Annotated in this window: 17 protein-coding genes; 7 read left to right on the top strand and 10 right to left on the bottom strand. The window is 71.1% G+C overall.

The annotated features are described in order from the left end of the window. Nucleotides 1-33: 33 nt before the first annotated feature. Nucleotides 34-1,911, bottom strand: a complete 1,878-nt coding sequence (locus OG707_RS29960; RefSeq protein ID WP_329123763.1) for an ATP-binding protein — start codon at nt 1,909-1,911, stop codon at nt 34-36. A 168-nt stretch (nt 1,912-2,079) separates the two neighbouring features. Here OG707_RS29960 and OG707_RS29965 point away from each other — a divergent pair, with 168 nt between their 5' ends. Then, nucleotides 2,080-2,835 carry a hypothetical protein gene (locus tag OG707_RS29965; protein WP_329123765.1) on the top strand — a complete coding sequence of 252 codons (756 nt, stop codon included), beginning with the start codon at nt 2,080-2,082 and terminating at the stop codon, nt 2,833-2,835. A 26-nt stretch (nt 2,836-2,861) separates the two neighbouring features. Here OG707_RS29965 and OG707_RS29970 read toward each other — a convergent pair whose 3' ends face one another. The 4 genes from OG707_RS29970 to OG707_RS29985 form a co-directional block, all read right to left on the bottom strand. Next, entirely contained in the window at nt 2,862-3,692 is an 831-nt protein-coding gene (locus OG707_RS29970) for an SAM-dependent methyltransferase (RefSeq protein ID WP_329123766.1), read from the bottom strand. 66 nt (nt 3,693-3,758) lie between these two features. Further along, a complete protein-coding gene (locus tag OG707_RS29975) occupies nt 3,759-5,042 on the bottom strand; it encodes an MFS transporter (protein WP_329123767.1) in 1,284 nt (427 codons plus the stop codon). Further along, on the bottom strand, nt 5,039-5,647 hold the full coding sequence (locus OG707_RS29980; protein ID WP_329123768.1) for an ArsR/SmtB family transcription factor: 609 nt from the start codon (nt 5,645-5,647) through the stop codon (nt 5,039-5,041). Before OG707_RS29980 ends, OG707_RS29975 begins: the two co-directional genes overlap by 4 nt. A 66-nt stretch (nt 5,648-5,713) precedes the next feature. After that, on the bottom strand, nt 5,714-6,346 hold the full coding sequence (locus tag OG707_RS29985) for a hypothetical protein (protein WP_329123769.1): 633 nt from the start codon (nt 6,344-6,346) through the stop codon (nt 5,714-5,716). Between OG707_RS29985 and OG707_RS29990 the strand changes: the two genes are divergently transcribed. Then, a complete protein-coding gene (locus OG707_RS29990) occupies nt 6,345-7,451 on the top strand; it encodes a protein kinase family protein (protein WP_329123771.1) in 1,107 nt (368 codons plus the stop codon). The genes OG707_RS29985 and OG707_RS29990 overlap by 2 nt on opposite strands. On the opposite strand, the gene OG707_RS29995 is transcribed toward OG707_RS29990, so the two are convergent. Then, nucleotides 7,401-8,459, bottom strand: a complete 1,059-nt coding sequence (locus OG707_RS29995) for a chitinase (RefSeq protein WP_329123773.1) — start codon at nt 8,457-8,459, stop codon at nt 7,401-7,403. The two genes, OG707_RS29990 and OG707_RS29995, sit on opposite strands and share 51 nt — an antisense overlap. A 141-nt stretch (nt 8,460-8,600) precedes the next feature. Between OG707_RS29995 and OG707_RS30000 the strand changes: the two genes are divergently transcribed. Further along, nucleotides 8,601-9,377 (top strand): hypothetical protein, encoded by a 777-nt coding sequence (locus tag OG707_RS30000; RefSeq protein WP_329123775.1) that lies wholly within the window; start codon nt 8,601-8,603, stop codon nt 9,375-9,377. A gap of 188 nt (nt 9,378-9,565) precedes the next feature. On the opposite strand, the gene OG707_RS30005 is transcribed toward OG707_RS30000, so the two are convergent. Then, the gene (locus OG707_RS30005) at nt 9,566-9,922 is read right to left on the bottom strand and encodes a MerR family transcriptional regulator (RefSeq protein WP_329123777.1); all 357 of its coding nucleotides are present in this window, start codon (nt 9,920-9,922) and stop codon (nt 9,566-9,568) included. 95 nt (nt 9,923-10,017) lie between these two features. On the opposite strand from OG707_RS30005, the gene OG707_RS30010 reads away from it, so the two are divergent. Continuing rightward, nucleotides 10,018-10,503, top strand: coding sequence for a hypothetical protein (locus tag OG707_RS30010; protein WP_329123779.1), 486 nt, complete (start codon nt 10,018-10,020; stop codon nt 10,501-10,503). Here the strand turns inward: OG707_RS30010 and OG707_RS30015 are convergent. Further along, nucleotides 10,401-12,500 carry an NUDIX domain-containing protein gene (locus tag OG707_RS30015; protein WP_329123781.1) on the bottom strand — a complete coding sequence of 700 codons (2,100 nt, stop codon included), beginning with the start codon at nt 12,498-12,500 and terminating at the stop codon, nt 10,401-10,403. The two genes, OG707_RS30010 and OG707_RS30015, sit on opposite strands and share 103 nt — an antisense overlap. Before the next feature lie 39 nt (nt 12,501-12,539). Further along, nucleotides 12,540-13,022: a carboxymuconolactone decarboxylase family protein gene (locus OG707_RS30020; RefSeq protein ID WP_329123783.1), complete on the bottom strand. Its 483-nt coding sequence runs from the start codon at nt 13,020-13,022 to the stop codon at nt 12,540-12,542. Nucleotides 13,023-13,204: 182 nt separating this feature from the next. On the opposite strand from OG707_RS30020, the gene OG707_RS30025 reads away from it, so the two are divergent. Both OG707_RS30025 and OG707_RS30030 read left to right on the top strand, forming a co-directional pair. After that, on the top strand, nt 13,205-14,098 hold the full coding sequence (locus tag OG707_RS30025; protein ID WP_329123785.1) for an RNA polymerase sigma-70 factor: 894 nt from the start codon (nt 13,205-13,207) through the stop codon (nt 14,096-14,098). A gap of 31 nt (nt 14,099-14,129) precedes the next feature. Further along, nucleotides 14,130-15,092 (top strand): endonuclease/exonuclease/phosphatase family protein, encoded by a 963-nt coding sequence (locus tag OG707_RS30030; RefSeq protein WP_443071504.1) that lies wholly within the window; start codon nt 14,130-14,132, stop codon nt 15,090-15,092. Between the two features lie 12 nt (nt 15,093-15,104). On the opposite strand, the gene OG707_RS30035 is transcribed toward OG707_RS30030, so the two are convergent. Continuing rightward, nucleotides 15,105-15,455 (bottom strand): VOC family protein, encoded by a 351-nt coding sequence (locus OG707_RS30035; protein ID WP_329123789.1) that lies wholly within the window; start codon nt 15,453-15,455, stop codon nt 15,105-15,107. A 99-nt stretch (nt 15,456-15,554) separates the two neighbouring features. Between OG707_RS30035 and OG707_RS30040 the strand changes: the two genes are divergently transcribed. After that, on the top strand, nt 15,555-16,121 hold the full coding sequence (locus OG707_RS30040) for a GNAT family N-acetyltransferase (RefSeq protein ID WP_329123791.1): 567 nt from the start codon (nt 15,555-15,557) through the stop codon (nt 16,119-16,121). Nucleotides 16,122-16,129: the final 8 nt, after the last annotated feature.

Genomic DNA, 16,129 nt, shown 5'->3' on the forward strand with positions numbered 1-16,129 from the left:
ACTCCTTCGAGTGACGTACGGGCGATTGCGAGGCTAGTGGGTCAGGTGCGGGGCCCGGACACGGAGGGCCTTGGCCCCGCGCTCCGTGGCGACCACCAGGACCCCGTCGGGCGAGAGGTCGGCGGCGGTGAAGGGGACGTCGGAGACGAGGGCGGCGACGATCTCCTCGCTCGCCCGGTCCCAGACGCGCAGATAGTCGGCGCCGCGGCTCAGGAACAGCGGGGCCTCGGCGCGCTCGTCCTCGGTGGGGCGCTCGATCCGCGCGGGGTCGGTGTCGGCGGGGAGCTCCACCGGCTGAGTCAGTCCGTAGATGCTGACGGCCCCGGACTCGCCGAGGGGGAGGGAGCCGGGAGTACCGGCGGGCACGACGAGTGCGGCGACCTGCTGTCCGCTCTCCGGCAGCCGCCCGACCGTGACGGCGCTGACGTCCGGCACCCGCACACTCCACAGGGTCTGCCACGGCAGTTCGAAGCCGAGCCGGTGCACGGCGGCCGCGTACTCGTACAGACCGTCCTCGGCGAACGCTGTCTCCAGGAGAGCGGCGCGCAGCTCGGCGGGCGCCTGGGTGCGGGTGAGGAGAGGGGCGGTGCGCAGATACGTCAGCGCGGGCGCCCCCAGCTCCCCGGGCTCGCAGGCTTCGACGGCGGCGCGCAGCACCACGGGGTCCGCGTGCGCGAACAGCCCCGGATCGGTGAGGAGTTGGGGCAGCTGGCCGGACTCCAGTGCGTGCCCGGCGATGTGATCCCGTACGTAGGGATCGGCCTTTCCCCAGTCCTGTCCCGGCACGGTGGACAGCAGCGCGACGGCGACCCGCGACTGCGCGGCCCGCAGATCGGGCAGGCCGGCCCTGACCGCCGCGCCGACCGCGGGGTGCAGCAGGCGCAGCCTGTCTTCCTCCGGCTGTACGAAAGGACCGGCGAGCAGCATCCCGCCCGCGATGTCCTCGCTCATGTCCCGGCCCGCGACCGCGGCGGCGAGCTCGCCCCACAGCGCGACGGGCAGCCCGTCGCTCCCGGCGAGGGCCAGCGGCGCGAGCATCAGCCGCAGCGTCTGCGGATCGGCGCCCAGGCGTTGCGCATGAAGATCGAGGGCCTCGTCCACGCTCGACGGAAGCACCGAGGCGTCGTCCGGATCGAACCCCTCGGGCGCCATCAGTAGACACTGGACGGCCAGCTGCACCACCAGCGGACTGTTCCCGGCCCGCCGCGCGACGGCCTCCGCGAGCGCACGCCGCACGGCGGGGTCGGCCGTGAACGGCAGCTCGGGTGCGCCCAGTTGGGGATCGAGGGCAGCCTCGGCATGCAGGGCGAGGCCCTCCTGGTCGGCCCACTGCGGGTCGTCCAGGTCGAGGACCTGGACCTCGCCGGGCGGCAGGGCGCCGGCCAACTCGGCCGCGTACTCACGGGGGATGTCGACGAGCAGCCGTACGGTCGCGGTGGCGGCCAGAGGCTTCAGCACCTCCCGTACGAGCCGGGCGGGCTCGCCCGCGCCCCGTACCGGACCGGCCAGATCCACATCGGGCACCACGACGGTCACCGGCTGCTCCAGCCCCGCCAGTTGCTCGTACACCTCGTCGGTGCGCGCGGCGCTCAGCCCGAAGTGCTCGGCGAGCAGCCACAGCACCTGGGCCGCCGTGCGCCCTTCCGGGCCCGGCACGGCGGGTGCGGGCAGGTCCGGCGGCACGGTGGACGGATCCATGTCGTCGAGCGGCAGCCGCCCGCGGAACTCCGGGTCGCAGAGCATCAGGAACCCGGTGATCAGCCGTGAACTCCCGCTGCCGGCGCCGCCGGTGAGCAGCAGGACCCTCGGCGCACCCGGCCACTCCATGCGCCACGCGGCGAGCGCGCGCAGGGCGGCGGTGCGGCCGCCGATGTGGGGGTGCGGTGCGTAGCCTTCGGGCGGCGCGGTCATGAGTCCCGGTCCTCCGTCGTCCGTACGGGCAGGTGCGCGTAAGCCACTGATCCTATGTTCGGCACCTGTGTGCCGGGGCCGGAGCCCATGGGCCTGTGCGCGGGTACGAGGCCGGGCGGTGGTCCGCGCCGGGTCGGACGGTGCCCGTCCCGCTGCTTCGGTAATCGCATGAACCTCACGCACCTGCACATCCGTACCGTCGCGGCCCTCGCCTGCGCGGCCACGCTCGTCACACTCAGCGCCTGCGGCGGCAGCAAGAAGCCGGCCGCCGACCACAAGCCCAAGTCCAGGTCGCTGTCCGAATCCCGCCCCGGCGCCAGGCCCAACGGCATCGAGAAGCTGGCCGCCGACGCCATCTACAACACGGCGACGCACGCGAACGCCGAGGCGGGCTCCCTGCGCGAACGCATGGCCCGTCCCGGCATCACCTCGGATCTGCGCCTGTCCCCGACGGAGTGCGCGGGCACGGTCACCAGGTCGGCGGAGGGCAGTTACGAGATCGTCCGCAAGGGCACCGACACCTGGGTGAAGCCGAGCGCCAGGTTCGCGGCGTGGATGACCAGGAGCACGGGCACGGCCTTCTCGGACAGCGCCTGGCTGCACGGCACGGCGGGCAACCCGGTGACGAGCGCGCTCAGCAGCTACTGCCACTCCGAGCAGTTCGCCGCCCCCGACGCGAGCGCAGGAGGCCTGACCAAGGGCAGGGTCTCGCAGCTGGACGGGCTGCAGGTGACGTCACTCGCGCGGAAGGGGGCCGGGGGCAAGTCGGTGACGTACTACATCGCGTCGACCGGCACCCCGAACCTGATCATGCAGGACGTCACGGGCAGCCGTACCTCCCCCGACCTGACCTACTCGGACTTCGGGAAGCCGGTCGGCGCGAAGAAGCCGACTGGGAAGATCGTCGAGGCCCCGAAGGACTGAAGCCGCGCCTCACCGGCGGCCCGGCCTCAGAGCTTGCGGCCGACCCCGCCGAACATGGCGACCTCGGCCGGCTCCTCACCGGTCGCGTCCGCCGGGCGCCAGCGCGAGCACGAGACCACACCGGGCGTCAGAAGCTCGGTGCCGGCGAAGAACTCGGTGACCTTCTCGGGGGTGCGCTGGGTCAGCTTCGGCGTCCCGTGCTCGTTCCAGAACGCCACCGCCGCGTCGACGTCCGGCATGGCCGGGCTGGTGATGGTGTGGGACAGCACCAGATAACTCCCCGACGGCAGAGCGTCCAGGAGGCGGCGTACGAGACCGAGCGCCTCGGCGTCGTCCTCGATGAAGATGACGACGCCGAGCAGCATGAGGGCGACGGGCTTCGTCAGATCCAGTGACTTGGCCGCGTGGGCGAGGATGGTGTCGGGGTCGCGCAGATCCGCGTCGAGGTAGTCGGTGCTGCCTTCGGGCGAACTGGTCAGCAGCGCCTGGGCGTGGGTCAGGACCAGCGGGTCGTTGTCGACGTAGACGATGCGCGACTCCGGGGCGATGCGCTGGGCGACCTCATGGGTGTTGTCGGCCGTGGGCAGGCCGGTGCCGACGTCGAGGAACTGGCGTATGCCGCAGTCGGCGACCAGATGCTGCACGGCCCGGCCGAGGAACAGCCGGTCGGCGAGGGCGTAGTCGCCGATCCCCGGGTGCAGCTGCCGGATCTGGTCGCCGGCCGCGCGGTCGACGGGGTAATTGTCCTTCCCGTCGAGCCAGTAGTTCCAGATCCGCGCGGTGTGCGGCTGATCGGTCTTGATCCGGGCGCGCAGGGATTCGGCACTTTCCGCGGGCGAGGCGGCGTTCTCGGACATCGGCATTCCTCCGGCACGAACAGGTGAACAGTCAACCGCCAATCTAGATCGCCGAGTTGAGGCCTGTCACGAAAGCGCCGGCTGCTCGGCGCGATCCGGAGCCAGTGAGTGGATGCCCAGGACCGGCGACGGCAGCAGCCAGAGCAGCGAGAGCGCTCCGCCCGCGGCGCCGATGACAAGCGTCTCGCGGAGTCCGAGCGTCGTGGCGAGGAAGCCGCCGACGAGGGCGCCCAGCGGCCGGATGCCGTAGTTGAGCGTGCTGTACGCGCCGGCGACGCGGCTGCGCATCCCGTCGGGGATCACCGATGTCTGCAGGGCGTTGAGGTTGACGTCGAAGAGCATCACGCCGAACCCGGAGAGGAACTCCGCAGCACCCAGTGCTCCGGTACGCGTCCACATCGGGCCGCCCGCGGCCGCGACGAGGGCAATCGGCACCGGGAACAGCACCGCGCCCACGGCGATGCTCCGCCCGACGCCGATCCTTCGCGCAAGCCTGGGGGCGATCACCGCACCGAGGAGGGCGCCGCTCGCGCCGATGCCGAAAGCCGTGCCGATCACGCCTGCGGTGAGGCCTAGGTTGCGAGTGGCGAACAGCACGATCAGCCCGGTTCCCGCGATGAAGGTGAAGAAGTTGACGGTCGCCGCACAGCCGAGGGTCGCGCGCAGTATCGGGTGACGGATCACGTACGTCATGCCGTCCTTGGCGCGCCGGAGCAGGGACGGCGCCAACTCGTCCTGTACGGGCGGTGGTTCGTCGATCGGGATCCGGCCGATGAGGAACGCGGACGCCAGGAAGGTCAGCGCGTCGGCGACGACCGCGACGGGCGCAGTCAGCACCTGGACCAGCACGCCGCCGATCGCGGGCCCGCCGATGAACGACGCGGACCGGCTGGCGCCGAGCTTGCTGTTGGCGTCGACGTACGACGTCCGCGGCACCAGATGGGCGAAGAACGGCTGACCGGCCGTGTTGGAGATGACTGCGGCGGCGCCGGTCAGCAGGGCGACCGCGTACAACTGCGCGAGCGTCACGGCTCCCCAGAGCCAGGCGGCGGGGAGCGAGAGCAGCGCGGCCGCCTGGACGAGGTCGGCGCGGACCATCAGGCGCCGTTTGCGGGCGCGGCCGTCGACCCAGGCGCCCAGGACGATGGCGAGGAGGTTCGGGGTCCAGACGAGTGCGGTCAGCCAGGCGACCTGTCCGGCGGAGGCGTGGAGGGTGCCCACCGCGACGAGCGGCAGGGCGAGTTCGCTGATGCGGTCGCCGAACTGCGATATCGACTGGCCGGCCCAGAAGCGGCGGAAGCGGCGGTCGCGCCAGAGGGACGGGGGTATGGCCGCGGGTGAGGCGCTCATGACGCGTCCCCGCTCTGCTTCTCGATGTGCTCCGGCAGGAAGTACCGGAGCAGCCGTACGCCACGGGTGTCGGCGGGCCGCTCGGAGGCGTCGCGCATCACGTACGGCGCGAGGATGCGCTCCATCTCGTCCTCGATGGCGGCCAGTTCACCGGCGGAGACGGAGATGCCGGTCTCGGCGAGGCCCGCGAGGCGCAGCCAGTCCGGGTCGAGCCGGGGCGCGGTCTCGTCCAGCCACCGGTTGGCCCTGCTCTCGCCGCGCAGGAACATCTCCCGCGTGAGGGCCCACGCGGCGGACCAGCCCTCCTCGTCGTCCGGATCTGCGGGCGGCTCGTACCGGAACCCGCGGGCCACGGCCTCCCACCGCCGCTGCCGACGGTCCGGTCCGGGCTCGGCATCGCGTACGAGACCGAATCCCGCGAGATGCCGCAGATGCCAACTGGTCACGGACGGGGTCGCGCCCACGTCGGGTGCGAGCTGCGTCGCCGTCGCGGGGCCGTTCCGCTGGAGGCGTTCGAGGATCGCGAGGCGTACGGGGTGGGCCAGTGCGCGCATCGCCTTCGGGTCGGTGATCTCGATGTCGCCCAGGCGGTTACGGGAGTCCATGACGTGAGAGACTCCTCTCACGTATTGTGAGAGTCAAGTCTCAGAACTCCGGGAAACCGAGGGGCCTCAGCACTGCCAGAGGAAAACCGCCTGGTCGCAGGGCGTGCAGGCGAAGGCGTACGCCGAGCCGCAGCCGCCGAAATTCATGGCTGTGGCGTAGTCGGGACCCTCCTCCAACTGGGCGACCAGGCCCATGAGTTGGCCGCATCCGGGGCAGGCGGGCGTCTCGTCGCCCTGCAGCCAGGCGGGCTGCCCGCCGAACTGGCCCAGGACGTGCGCCGGATCGTTTCCCTCGCGGCCGCCCCATTCCGTGTACGCGCTCGCGTAGTCGGCGGCGGGGGAGGCCTCGAAGGCGGCGATGTGTACCGCGCCGAGCTGGAGAACGTCCTCCTCGTCGTCCTCGCCCAGTGCGGGCAGGGGGATCGGCTCCAGCCCCGTGGCGGGGAAGAGCAGCGCCCGGTTGCCGCCCCCGGTCGGGCTCCACTCGTCGCACATGCCCGGATCGTTCTGGCACATGAAGATCGCCATGGTGCGGCCCTGCTGCTCCAGGACGACCTGGGCGAGAAACTGCATCGGCCCTTCGCAGGTCGAGCAGGTGGGCCAGCCGGTCCCCGCCGGCGCCAGCGGTATGCCCCCGGTCCGCGTGACGAGCCCGTCGGCCTCGCCCGCCCCCGCGTACGTCATGAGTGTTGTCACCATGACAATGGACCTTATGCAGCAGCCTCCGCAGGCAGTCAGCGCCCCCGCCCGCCGGTCCGTCCACGCGGACGTCTCCACGTCTCTCTCCCTGTTGAGCGACGACCGGCTCGCCAAGGACGTGGCGGCGGCCGAGCAGCTCGGGACCGGGATCGGCGGCAGATCGGCGGTTCTGGAGGTGGCGGGCAGCCGGGTCTTCGTCAAGCGGGTCCCGCTCACCGGCCTCGAACTGCGACCGGAGCATCTCCGCTCGACGGCCAACCTCTTCGGCCTGCCGACGTACTACCAGTACGGCGTGGGCTCCGCCGGATTCGGGGCCTGGCGGGAGCTGGCCGTGCACACCATGACGACGAACTGGGTCCTGGCGGACGCCTGCGAGGCCTTCCCGCTCATGTACCACTGGCGTGTTCTGCCCGACTCGCCTCCCGAGGAGTTCACCGACTTCGCCGGCGGCATCGAAGGGGCGGTCGCGCACTGGGAGGGCTCGGGCGCGGTGCGCGAGCGGCTGGAGGCGATCGGCCGGTCCACGTACAGCCTGGTGCTCTTCCTCGAATACGTGCCGCACACGCTGGGCGACTGGCTGGCCGACCACGGCGGTGAGGCGCCCTTCCTGCGGGCGGCCGACGGCGTCGCGCGCGGGGTGGACTTCATGGCCTCCCAGGGGCTCGTCCACTTCGACGCGCACTTCCACAACATCCTGACCGACGGACACCGGGTGTACTTCACGGACTTCGGGCTCGCGCTCAGCGACCGGTTCGAACTCGGCCCGGACGAGGCCGGGTTCCTGGCCCGCCATCGCGCGTACGACCACGGGCAGACCATGTGTCATCTGCTGCGGAACCATCTGCCGGGCGGCGGCGTCGGAGCCGGGGAGGTGGGTTTCGCGGCGTTCCTGGCCGACTGGATCGCGGGTGAGCGAAGGGGCGACCTGTCGCCCGCGGTCGCGGATCTGGTCGACAGGTACGCCCCGACGGCTCTCGTCATGGACGGCTTCTACGGGCGTCTCCTCAACGAGACCAAGACCACGCCCTTTCCGGCCGCCGCACTGGCGGGGCTGCTACCTGCCCTGCAGGGCCTTGACGTTGTCCCCGAAGGTCCAGCTCTTTGAGCCGTCCCAGTTGAGGGACCAGGTCATGAGCCCCTTCAGTGCGCCGTTGTAGTGCTGCCACGCCTGCGAGACCAGGGACGGTGACATATAGCCGCCGCCCGCGCCGGACTGGGCCGGGAGACCGGGGACCTGCTTGTCGTACGGGACCTTGATGGTGGTGCCCTGGACGACGAGCCCGTTGTTCAGGCAGTCCGTCTGCGCGGTGAAGCCCTGCACGGTGCCCGCCTCGTAGGAGTCGCCGGAGCAGCCGTACATCGAGCCGTTGTAGTACTGCATGTTGAGCCACCACAGGCGGCCGTTGTCCGCGTACTTCTTCACGATGGGCAGGTACGCGCCCCAGATCGATCCGTACGTCACGCTGCCGCCGGTGACATAGGCGGTCTCCGGCGCCATGGTCAGGCCGAAGCCGGCGGGCATCTGGGCGAGTACGCCGTCGATGATGCGGATCAAGTTGGCCTGGGAGGCCGAGAGTTGGCCGATGCTGCCGCTGCCGACGAGTCCGGTCTCGATGTCGATGTCGATGCCGTCGAAGTTGTACTGCTTCAGGATCGGGACGATCGTCGCGACGAAGCGGTCGGCGACCGCGCTGGAGCTGAGGTCGATGCCCGCGGCGGCGCCGCCGATCGACATCAGGATGGTGGAGCCGGCCGCCTTGGCCTGGCACATCTCGGCCGGGGTCGCCACCTTCACGCCCGCGTCCATGCCGTCCTCCCAGAGGACGGTGCCGTCGGAGCGGATGACGGGGAACGCGGCGTTGATGACGTTGTAGCCGTGCTGGCCGATCCGGGAATCGGTGATGGGGGTCCAGCCGAACGGCGGGTGCACGCCGTTGGCGGCGCCGTCCCAGTTCTCCCAGTAGCCCTGCAGAACCTTTCCGGTGGGCCTGGACTTGAGGGCGCAGGTGTCGGCCTGCGCGGTGTCCTGCGCCGCGGCGGCGGGCAGCTGGGCGGCGAAGACGAGCGCCACCGCGACCGTCGCGAGGCGCAGCATCCGTATCCGATGGAACATGCCGTGATCCTTTCCAGCCGGTCGCGGCGGCCCGTGGGGCAGGCCGAGTGCCGCGTGGCTCAGGAGAGTTGGGGGGACATGAGCACCGTGAAGGTAAGTTGGTACAGACCATTCGTCAATGGGGTCGGCTAGGGTGCGCGGATGTCAAACACGTGTACGCATGGCAGCTATCGGACGGGCGGTCTCTGGGCCGCGGCCGCCATCGCGTTCGGCGCAGTGGTGGTGGGCTCGGCGCTGGCCGGTTTCGCCATGATGGAGTTCGACGAGCGGTGCATGCAGGGGATGATCCAGGGCCCGGGTGAACTGCTGCGGGTGCGGAATCAGGCGTTTCCCCCGGCGACTGTGTGCGAGTTCGAGCGGGGAGAGGTCGTCTCTCTCGGGGGCAGGGGCGTGCTGGGCGGCCTGCTCTGGGGCGGTCTGGCGGTGCTGGTCGTCAGCATGTTCGTGGCACTGATTGCGGAGTGCTTCGAGCCGCGGACCGGGAGCGACCACGTGAAGCCGACGTCCAGGACCGAGAAGCTGCGCCGCACGGCGGTGGCTTTCTTCGTGACCGGCTCGGTGTTCGCCATGTTCTACGCACTGACCGGGTGGAAGCTCCTCGCGGGCCCGTCGTCGGCCTGCTCGGCAGGGGCGGACTGGGGGACGAATGTGCCGAGGACGCTGGAGTACAGCTTCCTTCCACCCCAGGCGACATGCCAGTACACGAGCGGTATCACGCGCCAACTGAACCCGGACTGGCTGGCGTCCCTGACAACAGAGCTGGCGCTTCCCGCGCTGGTGGCGGGAGTCGGCTTCGCGCTCGCGTGGCGCCGCAGACGCGCGGAGCGGAGTACGAAGCCGGGCCGCCCCGATCCGCTGGGCCACCCCACCGGCGACATGGCCGAAGAGATCGACCGGATCGTGCGGGCGCCCCGCTAGGGGGGAGCGGGGCGCCGGCCGTCGATCGCTGCCGCATCCTGTGGTGCGCGGACCCCGGCGACCTGCCTCAATGCCGATTCACTCGGGGCGCCATTGCCCCGACAGATCCGATGGAGCGATCCCTCAGAGTGTCCGGGCGCCGTCTCGGGCTCCGCTCAACCGGCGCTGGAGTACGGCAGACCGTGCACTCAGCCTTGGGCGCGCAACGGGCATCCCGTGCCGACGCGCTCCGTCAACTCCCCGCGCAGTGCGGCGAGTTCGGCCATCCGTACGTCGATGACCCGGATCTTCTCCTCGAACAGCGCGGACAGGGCCTCCGCGCTGTCCGGCACCTTGCGCAGCTCCTCGCCGTTCTTCGCGATCTCCGCCAGCGAGAATCCGAGCGCCTGCGCGGTCCTGACGTACTGCAGCCAGGCCACCGTCTCGGGGGCGAAGTCCCGGTACCCGTTGGGCAGTCGCTGCCCCGTGACGAGACCGACCTTCTCGTAGAAGCGGATGGTGTCCCTGGACACGCCCGCCAGTGCGGACAGCTCCCCGATGCGCATGCGCTGACTCCCCGTCGGTGATGGGCTTGACCTTGGACCGTGCTCCACTGTTTAGCGTGAGGCTCCGTCGGTCCGAAACGATCAGGAGCCCCGGAATGATTCCTCTCGCCGTCCCCGCACGCCCCGGCTACCTCCGCGCCGTCCGCGCGAGCGCCTGGTACGACCTTGTCGTCACGGCGGGGTTCGCGACTCCGTGGACGTACGCACTGGTGCATGACGCGCTGTCGTCGCTCGGCCGGGCATCGGGCCTGGGCGAGATGCCCCAACTGGACACAATGCAGACGCTGTTCGCGAATCTGATGGGCTCGGTCGTGGTCGTCTGGGCGCTCCTGCGCATCACGAAGCCGCAGCCGGTGCACGGCTTGTTCGACGGCATCGCACGCATCCTGTTCTCCGCGTGGCTCGCGTACGCACTGGTCGACGGCGCACCGCACCTGCTGTGGGGGTTCCTCGGCGTCGAAGTGGCCTTCGGGATCGTTCAGCTCGTGCCGCTGTGGCGAAACGACGCCACCCGGAACAGCTCCCGTTCGGCCGGCCCCGTCCAGCAGCCGTCCCTCAGCAGCGGGCCGACGGACGGGTAGCGGGCGACCATCTCGCCGAGGTCGAGCAGGGGCAGGTCGTCGAGAGCCGGGTAGACGACGACCTTGCCGGGGATGCGGCGGTCGCGTACCGCATCCAGGCCGTCGAGCGCGCCCGCCATCCCGCTCACCGCGCCCACCGACAGGTTGGTGTCGAGACGGCCGTCGGCCACCTGGGCCAGCACCGCGCGCATGTCCGCCACCCCACTGCCCGACGTACCGACGAAGTACAGGCGCTTCACCGTGTACGTGTCCAGGTCAATGGGGCAGGGCGCATCGGTGGCGATCCCCGCGAACACATTGACGATCCCGTGCCCGGCCGCGTCGGCGATCGCCGTACGGATCAGGTCGGGGACCGGCGCCATCACGAAGCAGTAGTCGACGGGGCCGCGCGGGTGCTCGGTCTCCGGGTCGAACAGACGCACCTCGACGCCCCGTTCGGCGGCGGTGCGCGCGACACGGTGGTCGAGGGCGGCGGCGCGCGCCGGATTGCGTACGGCGCCTTCGACCAGCGCCTTGGGCCGCGAGGAGACGATCGCGCGCACCATCGCCATGACGCCCGTGGGGCCGCCCGCCCCCACGACGTTGACGTGATCGCCGTCGCGGAGTTCCCCGGTGGAGGGGATCGCGTCCAGGCAGTCGGCGAAGTCGTCCGAGGTCGTCGCCGCGATCCGCAGGTTCTGATAGTGCACCCGCCCCACGGGGACGTCGACGGGCCGCCCGAACCGCCCGCCGCCGGTCGCGATCAGCACCAGGCCGTCGTTGGCCACCAGCGGCAGCAGCCGCTCCAGCTCGTCGGCGTCGGAGCCGCGGTAGAGGAGGTCGTCGACGGACCGAGGTGCGAGCGCGGCGGGCTCGACGACGGTCAGCCCCGCGACCTCCGCAGTGCCCAGCCGCCGACCGCTCCCGGACAGGTCGAGCCCGCCCGGGCCGCCCGTACCGGCGACCAACACCGTCCCACCCGCCCGCAGTTGGCGCCGCTCGCGGACGGCGTACGCATGCTCCACGCACGACCACGGCTCGACGAGCGCCAGTTGGCTCGCCGACGGCTCCTCGGGCGCCGGGATCAGATAACTCTCGCCATCGGCCGCGACGGTGGCCCGCTCGTCCAGTAGGACGTACTGCTGAAGGCCGCCCTCGAAGTTGTAGCCGAAGGCGCCGGTGGAGGCGGCCGTGGCGAGATCCCTGAAGTTGGCCTGCACGACGTACCGCCCGCCGACGACCGCACTGCTCACTCCGCCCCCGACGGCGACGACCCGCAGCACGACCTCGTGCCCCGGCACGGTCGGCAGCTCACCGGGTACGTAGGACGGGCTGTCCCGCAGCGAATCGTCGTGCAGCACAGGTGACTTGCGCACATGCCGGTCGAACTGGTGCCGCAGTTTCACGTCCGAGAAGCACAGCCCGACACACTCCACCCGGGCGAGGATCTGGCCGTCGGCTGGTACGGGGACAGGCTTGTCCCGTACGAGACGTGCCTGGTCGGGACCGGTGATCTGGACGGCGGTGTGCGTGCTCGGAGTCCTGGCGTCCCCCTGGTGACGGTCGAGCAACCGCGTCAGCGGCTCCCGGACGTCCGCGGGGTACAGCCCCAGCCCGGCGAACTCGTCCGGTGCGGCCCACAGGAGTTCGAAGCTGTTGTCCGGACGGTTCTCCTCGGCCTCAGGACCGGACAGGACCGGCCTGCCCACGACATCCGTCATCAGGAAGTACGAGGCAGGCCGGTCGTTGTGGTGACCGGTCCACAGGAGCCGCTCGATCCGGGCCGAGAGCGTCGTCTCCTCCGTGAGCTCGCGGAGCGCCGCCTCCTCGGCCGTCTCGTCCGGCTCGACATGGCCGCCGACCAGTACCGCGTAGTGATGTCCCGGGCAGGCCGGACCTGCCACACCGGTGCCCCGGCATATGGCGCATGCGGTCGACCGTTCGCGCTGCAAGAAGCGCTTGACGACCAACACCCTTGCTCCGTGCACGACTACGGCGACCGCTCTCGGTATCGACATGCCCCAGAGCATCGCACGCACCCGGGATGCCTCCGCGGGTCAGTCGAGCGCTGCGAACGCCCCCGGCTCGTACGAACCACCCTGGTTGTGCAGGATCACGCCGACCCGGTTGGCCGCGTTGATCATCGAGACCAGCCAGACCAGCGCACCGACCTGATCGTCGTCGTAGTGCTTGCGCAGCGCGGCCCACGTCTCGTCGGAGACGCCCTGGGCGGCGTCCGCGAGCCGGGTGCCCTCCTCCGTGAAGGCCAGCACCACGCGCTCGGCCTCGGTGAACACGGTGGTGTGGCGCCAGGCGGAGACCAGGCCGAGCCGCAGTGCGGTCTCGCCCGCGGCTGCGCCCTCCTTGAGGTGGACGTCCACGCAGAAGCCGCAGCCGTTGATCTGGCTGGCGCGCAACTGCACCAGTTCGCGCAGGGACTTGGGAAGGGTGGACTGTTCGATGGCCACCGAGGCGCTGTAGAACCGCTTGGCGACCTTCGCCGCGGTCGGGCTGTCGAGCAGATTGAAACGGGGTTCCATGACGTCGTCCTCACTCGTGGTGTCGTGTGCTGCCGCACTGGACGAACACAAGATGCCGATGCCACCGCTCTTGTGACGGTGGGGAGTTGTGACGTGCGCCACCGGCCGGAGGTGTCACACGGAGGCGCCGGCCGGTGTCTCGTGTGCGACACATCCGCGAGCGGAACGGGCAGGAGCCGGGCATGGGCGAGCACACGAGGGACGGCATCACCGAGGCGTTCGTCGCCCACCGCAATCTGCTCTTCACCGTCGCCTACGAGATGCTCGGCTCCGCCGCCGACGCCGAGGACGTCCTCCAGGAGACCTGGCTGAAGTGGGCGGGCGTCGAGCCCGGCACCGTACGGGAACCGCGCGCGTACCTGGTCCGGATCACGACGCGCCAGGCGCTGACCCACCTCCGTACGCTCGGCCGCCGCAAGGAGTCCTACGTCGGCCCCTGGCTGCCCGAACCGCTCCTGACCGCGCCCGACGTGGCCGAGGACGTCGAGCTGGCGGACAGCGTGTCCATGGCGATGCTGCTGGTCCTGGAGACGCTCTCCCCGACCGAGCGGGCGGTGTTCGTACTGCGCGAGGTCTTCGCGGTCGAGTACGAGGAGATCGCCGAAGCCGTCGACAAGAGCCCGGCCGCGGTCCGCCAGATCGCCCACAGGGCGCGAGCCCATGTGGCCGCGCGCCGGCCGCGCGGGGCCGTCTCCGCGGCCGAGACCAAGGACGCGCTCACCGCGTTCCAACAGGCCGTGGAGACAGGCGACTTGCGCGGTCTGCTCGACGTCCTCGCTCCGGACGTCGTCTTCCTGGGCGACGGCGGCGGAGTCGTGCAGGCCACCCTGGCGCCGGTCGTGGGGGCCGAACCGGTGGCCGCGCTGCTGGCCGCCGGGCGCCTCGGCGGAAGCGCGGCGGCAGCCCTGCGGCCGGCGCAGGTCAACGGCTGTCCGGCGCTGATCCTCCGGCTCGACGGCGCGATCGACACCGTGATCGCGGTGCGTGTCGACGAAGGGCTCATCACCGGGCTCTACGCCGTGCGGAACCCTCAGAAGCTGTCGCGCGTGGAGAGGGAGACGGCAGTGAGCCGTTGAGCACGGGGCGGACGGGCGGGGAATGGCAGCGATGCGCGAGGCGGCGGACCGGTGGCTGCGGGGGTGGACCTGGGCGCGCGGGCGCGTCCTCGCGGCGCTCGCCGCCACGTCCGCCGTCCTGATGGTCTTCCACTCCGCCGTGCCCAACACCGGTGCGCACCTGGGCAGTTTGGTCGAGGCGTTCCTGCCCTGGACGGGCCTCGCCGTCCCGGTGCTGCTCGCCGCGGCCCTGCTGCGCCGCTCGGCCACCGCGCTGGTGGCCCTGCTGCTCCCGGTGGCGGCGTGGACGTACCTCTTCGGCGGAACGCTCCTCGCCGGGGACGGCGGCGCGCACGACATCACGGTGGTCCAGCACAACGTCAGCGACGTGAACACCGACCCCGCCGACACCGCGAGGGCGCTGATGGAAGCCGGCCCGGAGCTCATCGCCCTGGAGGAGCTGACACCCGCCGCGCTGCCGCTCTACGAGAAGACGCTGGCGCCCGTCTACCCGTACCACGCGGTCGAAGGGACGGTCGGCCTCTGGTCGACGTACCCGCTGTCGGACGTGACGCACCTCGACATCAGGCCCCCGGGGATCACCGACACCGGCTGGAACCGCGGACTGCGGGCCACCGCGCGTACGCCATGGGGCGAGACCGCGGTCTACGCCGTCCACCTGCCGTCGGTCCGCTTCCGGCCCACCGGCTTCGCCTCCGGCAACAGGGACGACAGCGCCGGCCTGCTGGGGGAGGCGCTCGCCGCCGAGAAGCTTGAACGGGTGATCGTGCTGGGCGACTTCAACGGCACCGCGGACGACCGCGGACTGGCCCCGGTCACCTCGCACATGACGGCGCCGCCGGGGGACTTCGCGTTCAGCTGGCCGAAGACCTTCCCCGTGGCGCGTATCGACCAGGTCATGGCCCGCGCGGCAACGGTCACCGACATCCGCACCCTGCGCGCGACCGGCAGCGACCACCTCCCGATCGCGGCCGGCATCCGCTTCGCCTCGTGAGGGCGGGCTGTCTCAGAGGTCGGTGGCGCGCTCGTGACGGGTTTCGTACAGCCCGACTTCGCTGCCGCCGGGCAGCCGGAACCTGGTCACCCGTCCCCAGCGCGCGTCGGTGAGCGGCTGGGTGAACTCCACGCCCTGTGCGGTCAGGGCCGACACGGCCGCGTCGACGTCGTCGCACATCAGATAGAGCTCCTGCGACTCGGGGCCGTCCGTCGGATGCACGGCGAGCTCCGCCGGCGGCAACTTGAAGATCAGCCAGCCGCCTCCCGCGTCGACGTGCGGATACTCCAGCACATCCCTGAAGAAGGCCCGGTCCGCCTCTGCGTCGCGGCTGTGGACGATGACGTGCGCACCATTGATCACGCGGGCCAGGGTAGGCCCACGCACCGGCAGACCGGCGTTGTCAGCGCCGTGAAGTACGGTGCCGTGCAAGATCTGCAACACGGGTGGGGGAGAAGGAAGATGGCACAGCTGACGTTCCGGTCCGCGGGTCCCGACGACGCCGAGGGCATCGCCCGGCTGCACGCCGACAGCTGGCGGCGGCACTACCGGGGCGCCTACTCGGACGCGTTCCTGGACGGCGACGTGGTCACCAACCGGCTGTCGGTGTGGAGTTCGCGCCTGGCCGCTCCGGGTGCGTCCGCGACGATCGTCGCGGAGGACGGCTCCGGCCTCCTGCAGGGATTTGTGCACGTCGTCTTCGACGACGACCCGCAGTGGGGCAGCCTCGTCGACAATCTGCACGTCATCAACGACCGCAGGCGTACGGGTGTGGGCGGCGCACTCCTGGCCCGGGCGGCGGAGGCGGCCGTCGACGGGGCGACGTCAAAAGCCCTGTACCTGTGGGTACTTGAGCAGAACACGGCGGCCCAGGGCTTCTACGAGGCCTTCGGCGGTACGTGCTCGGAGGAGGCGACGGTCGGGGCCCCCGGCGGCGTCGCCACCCGCCTCAACGGCACTCCGAAGAAGCTCCGTATGACATGGGCGGACGCCGCCTCGGTGAAGCGCGAGCCGGTCGCGGAGCGCTGACCTCCACG

It is taken from the genome of Streptomyces sp. NBC_01465, assembly GCF_036227325.1.
In the GTDB taxonomy this organism is placed as follows: Bacteria; Actinomycetota; Actinomycetes; order Streptomycetales; family Streptomycetaceae; genus Streptomyces.

What these genes read in the sequence shown, in the direction of transcription:
- OG707_RS29960 (WP_329123763.1), bottom strand. Translation starts at nt 1,911, where the DNA reads ATGACCGCGCCGCCCGAAGGCTACGCACCGCACCCCCACATCGGCGGC.
- OG707_RS29965 (WP_329123765.1), top strand. Translation starts at nt 2,080, where the DNA reads ATGAACCTCACGCACCTGCACATCCGTACCGTCGCGGCCCTCGCCTGC.
- OG707_RS29970 (WP_329123766.1), bottom strand. Translation starts at nt 3,692, where the DNA reads ATGTCCGAGAACGCCGCCTCGCCCGCGGAAAGTGCCGAATCCCTGCGC.
- OG707_RS29975 (WP_329123767.1), bottom strand. Translation starts at nt 5,042, where the DNA reads ATGAGCGCCTCACCCGCGGCCATACCCCCGTCCCTCTGGCGCGACCGC.
- OG707_RS29980 (WP_329123768.1), bottom strand. Translation starts at nt 5,647, where the DNA reads ATGGACTCCCGTAACCGCCTGGGCGACATCGAGATCACCGACCCGAAG.
- OG707_RS29990 (WP_329123771.1), top strand. Translation starts at nt 6,345, where the DNA reads ATGACAATGGACCTTATGCAGCAGCCTCCGCAGGCAGTCAGCGCCCCC.
- OG707_RS29985 (WP_329123769.1), bottom strand. Translation starts at nt 6,346, where the DNA reads ATGGTGACAACACTCATGACGTACGCGGGGGCGGGCGAGGCCGACGGG.
- OG707_RS29995 (WP_329123773.1), bottom strand. Translation starts at nt 8,459, where the DNA reads ATGTTCCATCGGATACGGATGCTGCGCCTCGCGACGGTCGCGGTGGCG.
- OG707_RS30000 (WP_329123775.1), top strand. Translation starts at nt 8,601, where the DNA reads ATGTCAAACACGTGTACGCATGGCAGCTATCGGACGGGCGGTCTCTGG.
- OG707_RS30005 (WP_329123777.1), bottom strand. Translation starts at nt 9,922, where the DNA reads ATGCGCATCGGGGAGCTGTCCGCACTGGCGGGCGTGTCCAGGGACACC.
- OG707_RS30010 (WP_329123779.1), top strand. Translation starts at nt 10,018, where the DNA reads ATGATTCCTCTCGCCGTCCCCGCACGCCCCGGCTACCTCCGCGCCGTC.
- OG707_RS30015 (WP_329123781.1), bottom strand. Translation starts at nt 12,500, where the DNA reads ATGTCGATACCGAGAGCGGTCGCCGTAGTCGTGCACGGAGCAAGGGTG.
- OG707_RS30020 (WP_329123783.1), bottom strand. Translation starts at nt 13,022, where the DNA reads ATGGAACCCCGTTTCAATCTGCTCGACAGCCCGACCGCGGCGAAGGTC.
- OG707_RS30025 (WP_329123785.1), top strand. Translation starts at nt 13,205, where the DNA reads ATGGGCGAGCACACGAGGGACGGCATCACCGAGGCGTTCGTCGCCCAC.
- OG707_RS30030 (WP_443071504.1), top strand. Translation starts at nt 14,130, where the DNA reads ATGCGCGAGGCGGCGGACCGGTGGCTGCGGGGGTGGACCTGGGCGCGC.
- OG707_RS30040 (WP_329123791.1), top strand. Translation starts at nt 15,555, where the DNA reads ATGGCACAGCTGACGTTCCGGTCCGCGGGTCCCGACGACGCCGAGGGC.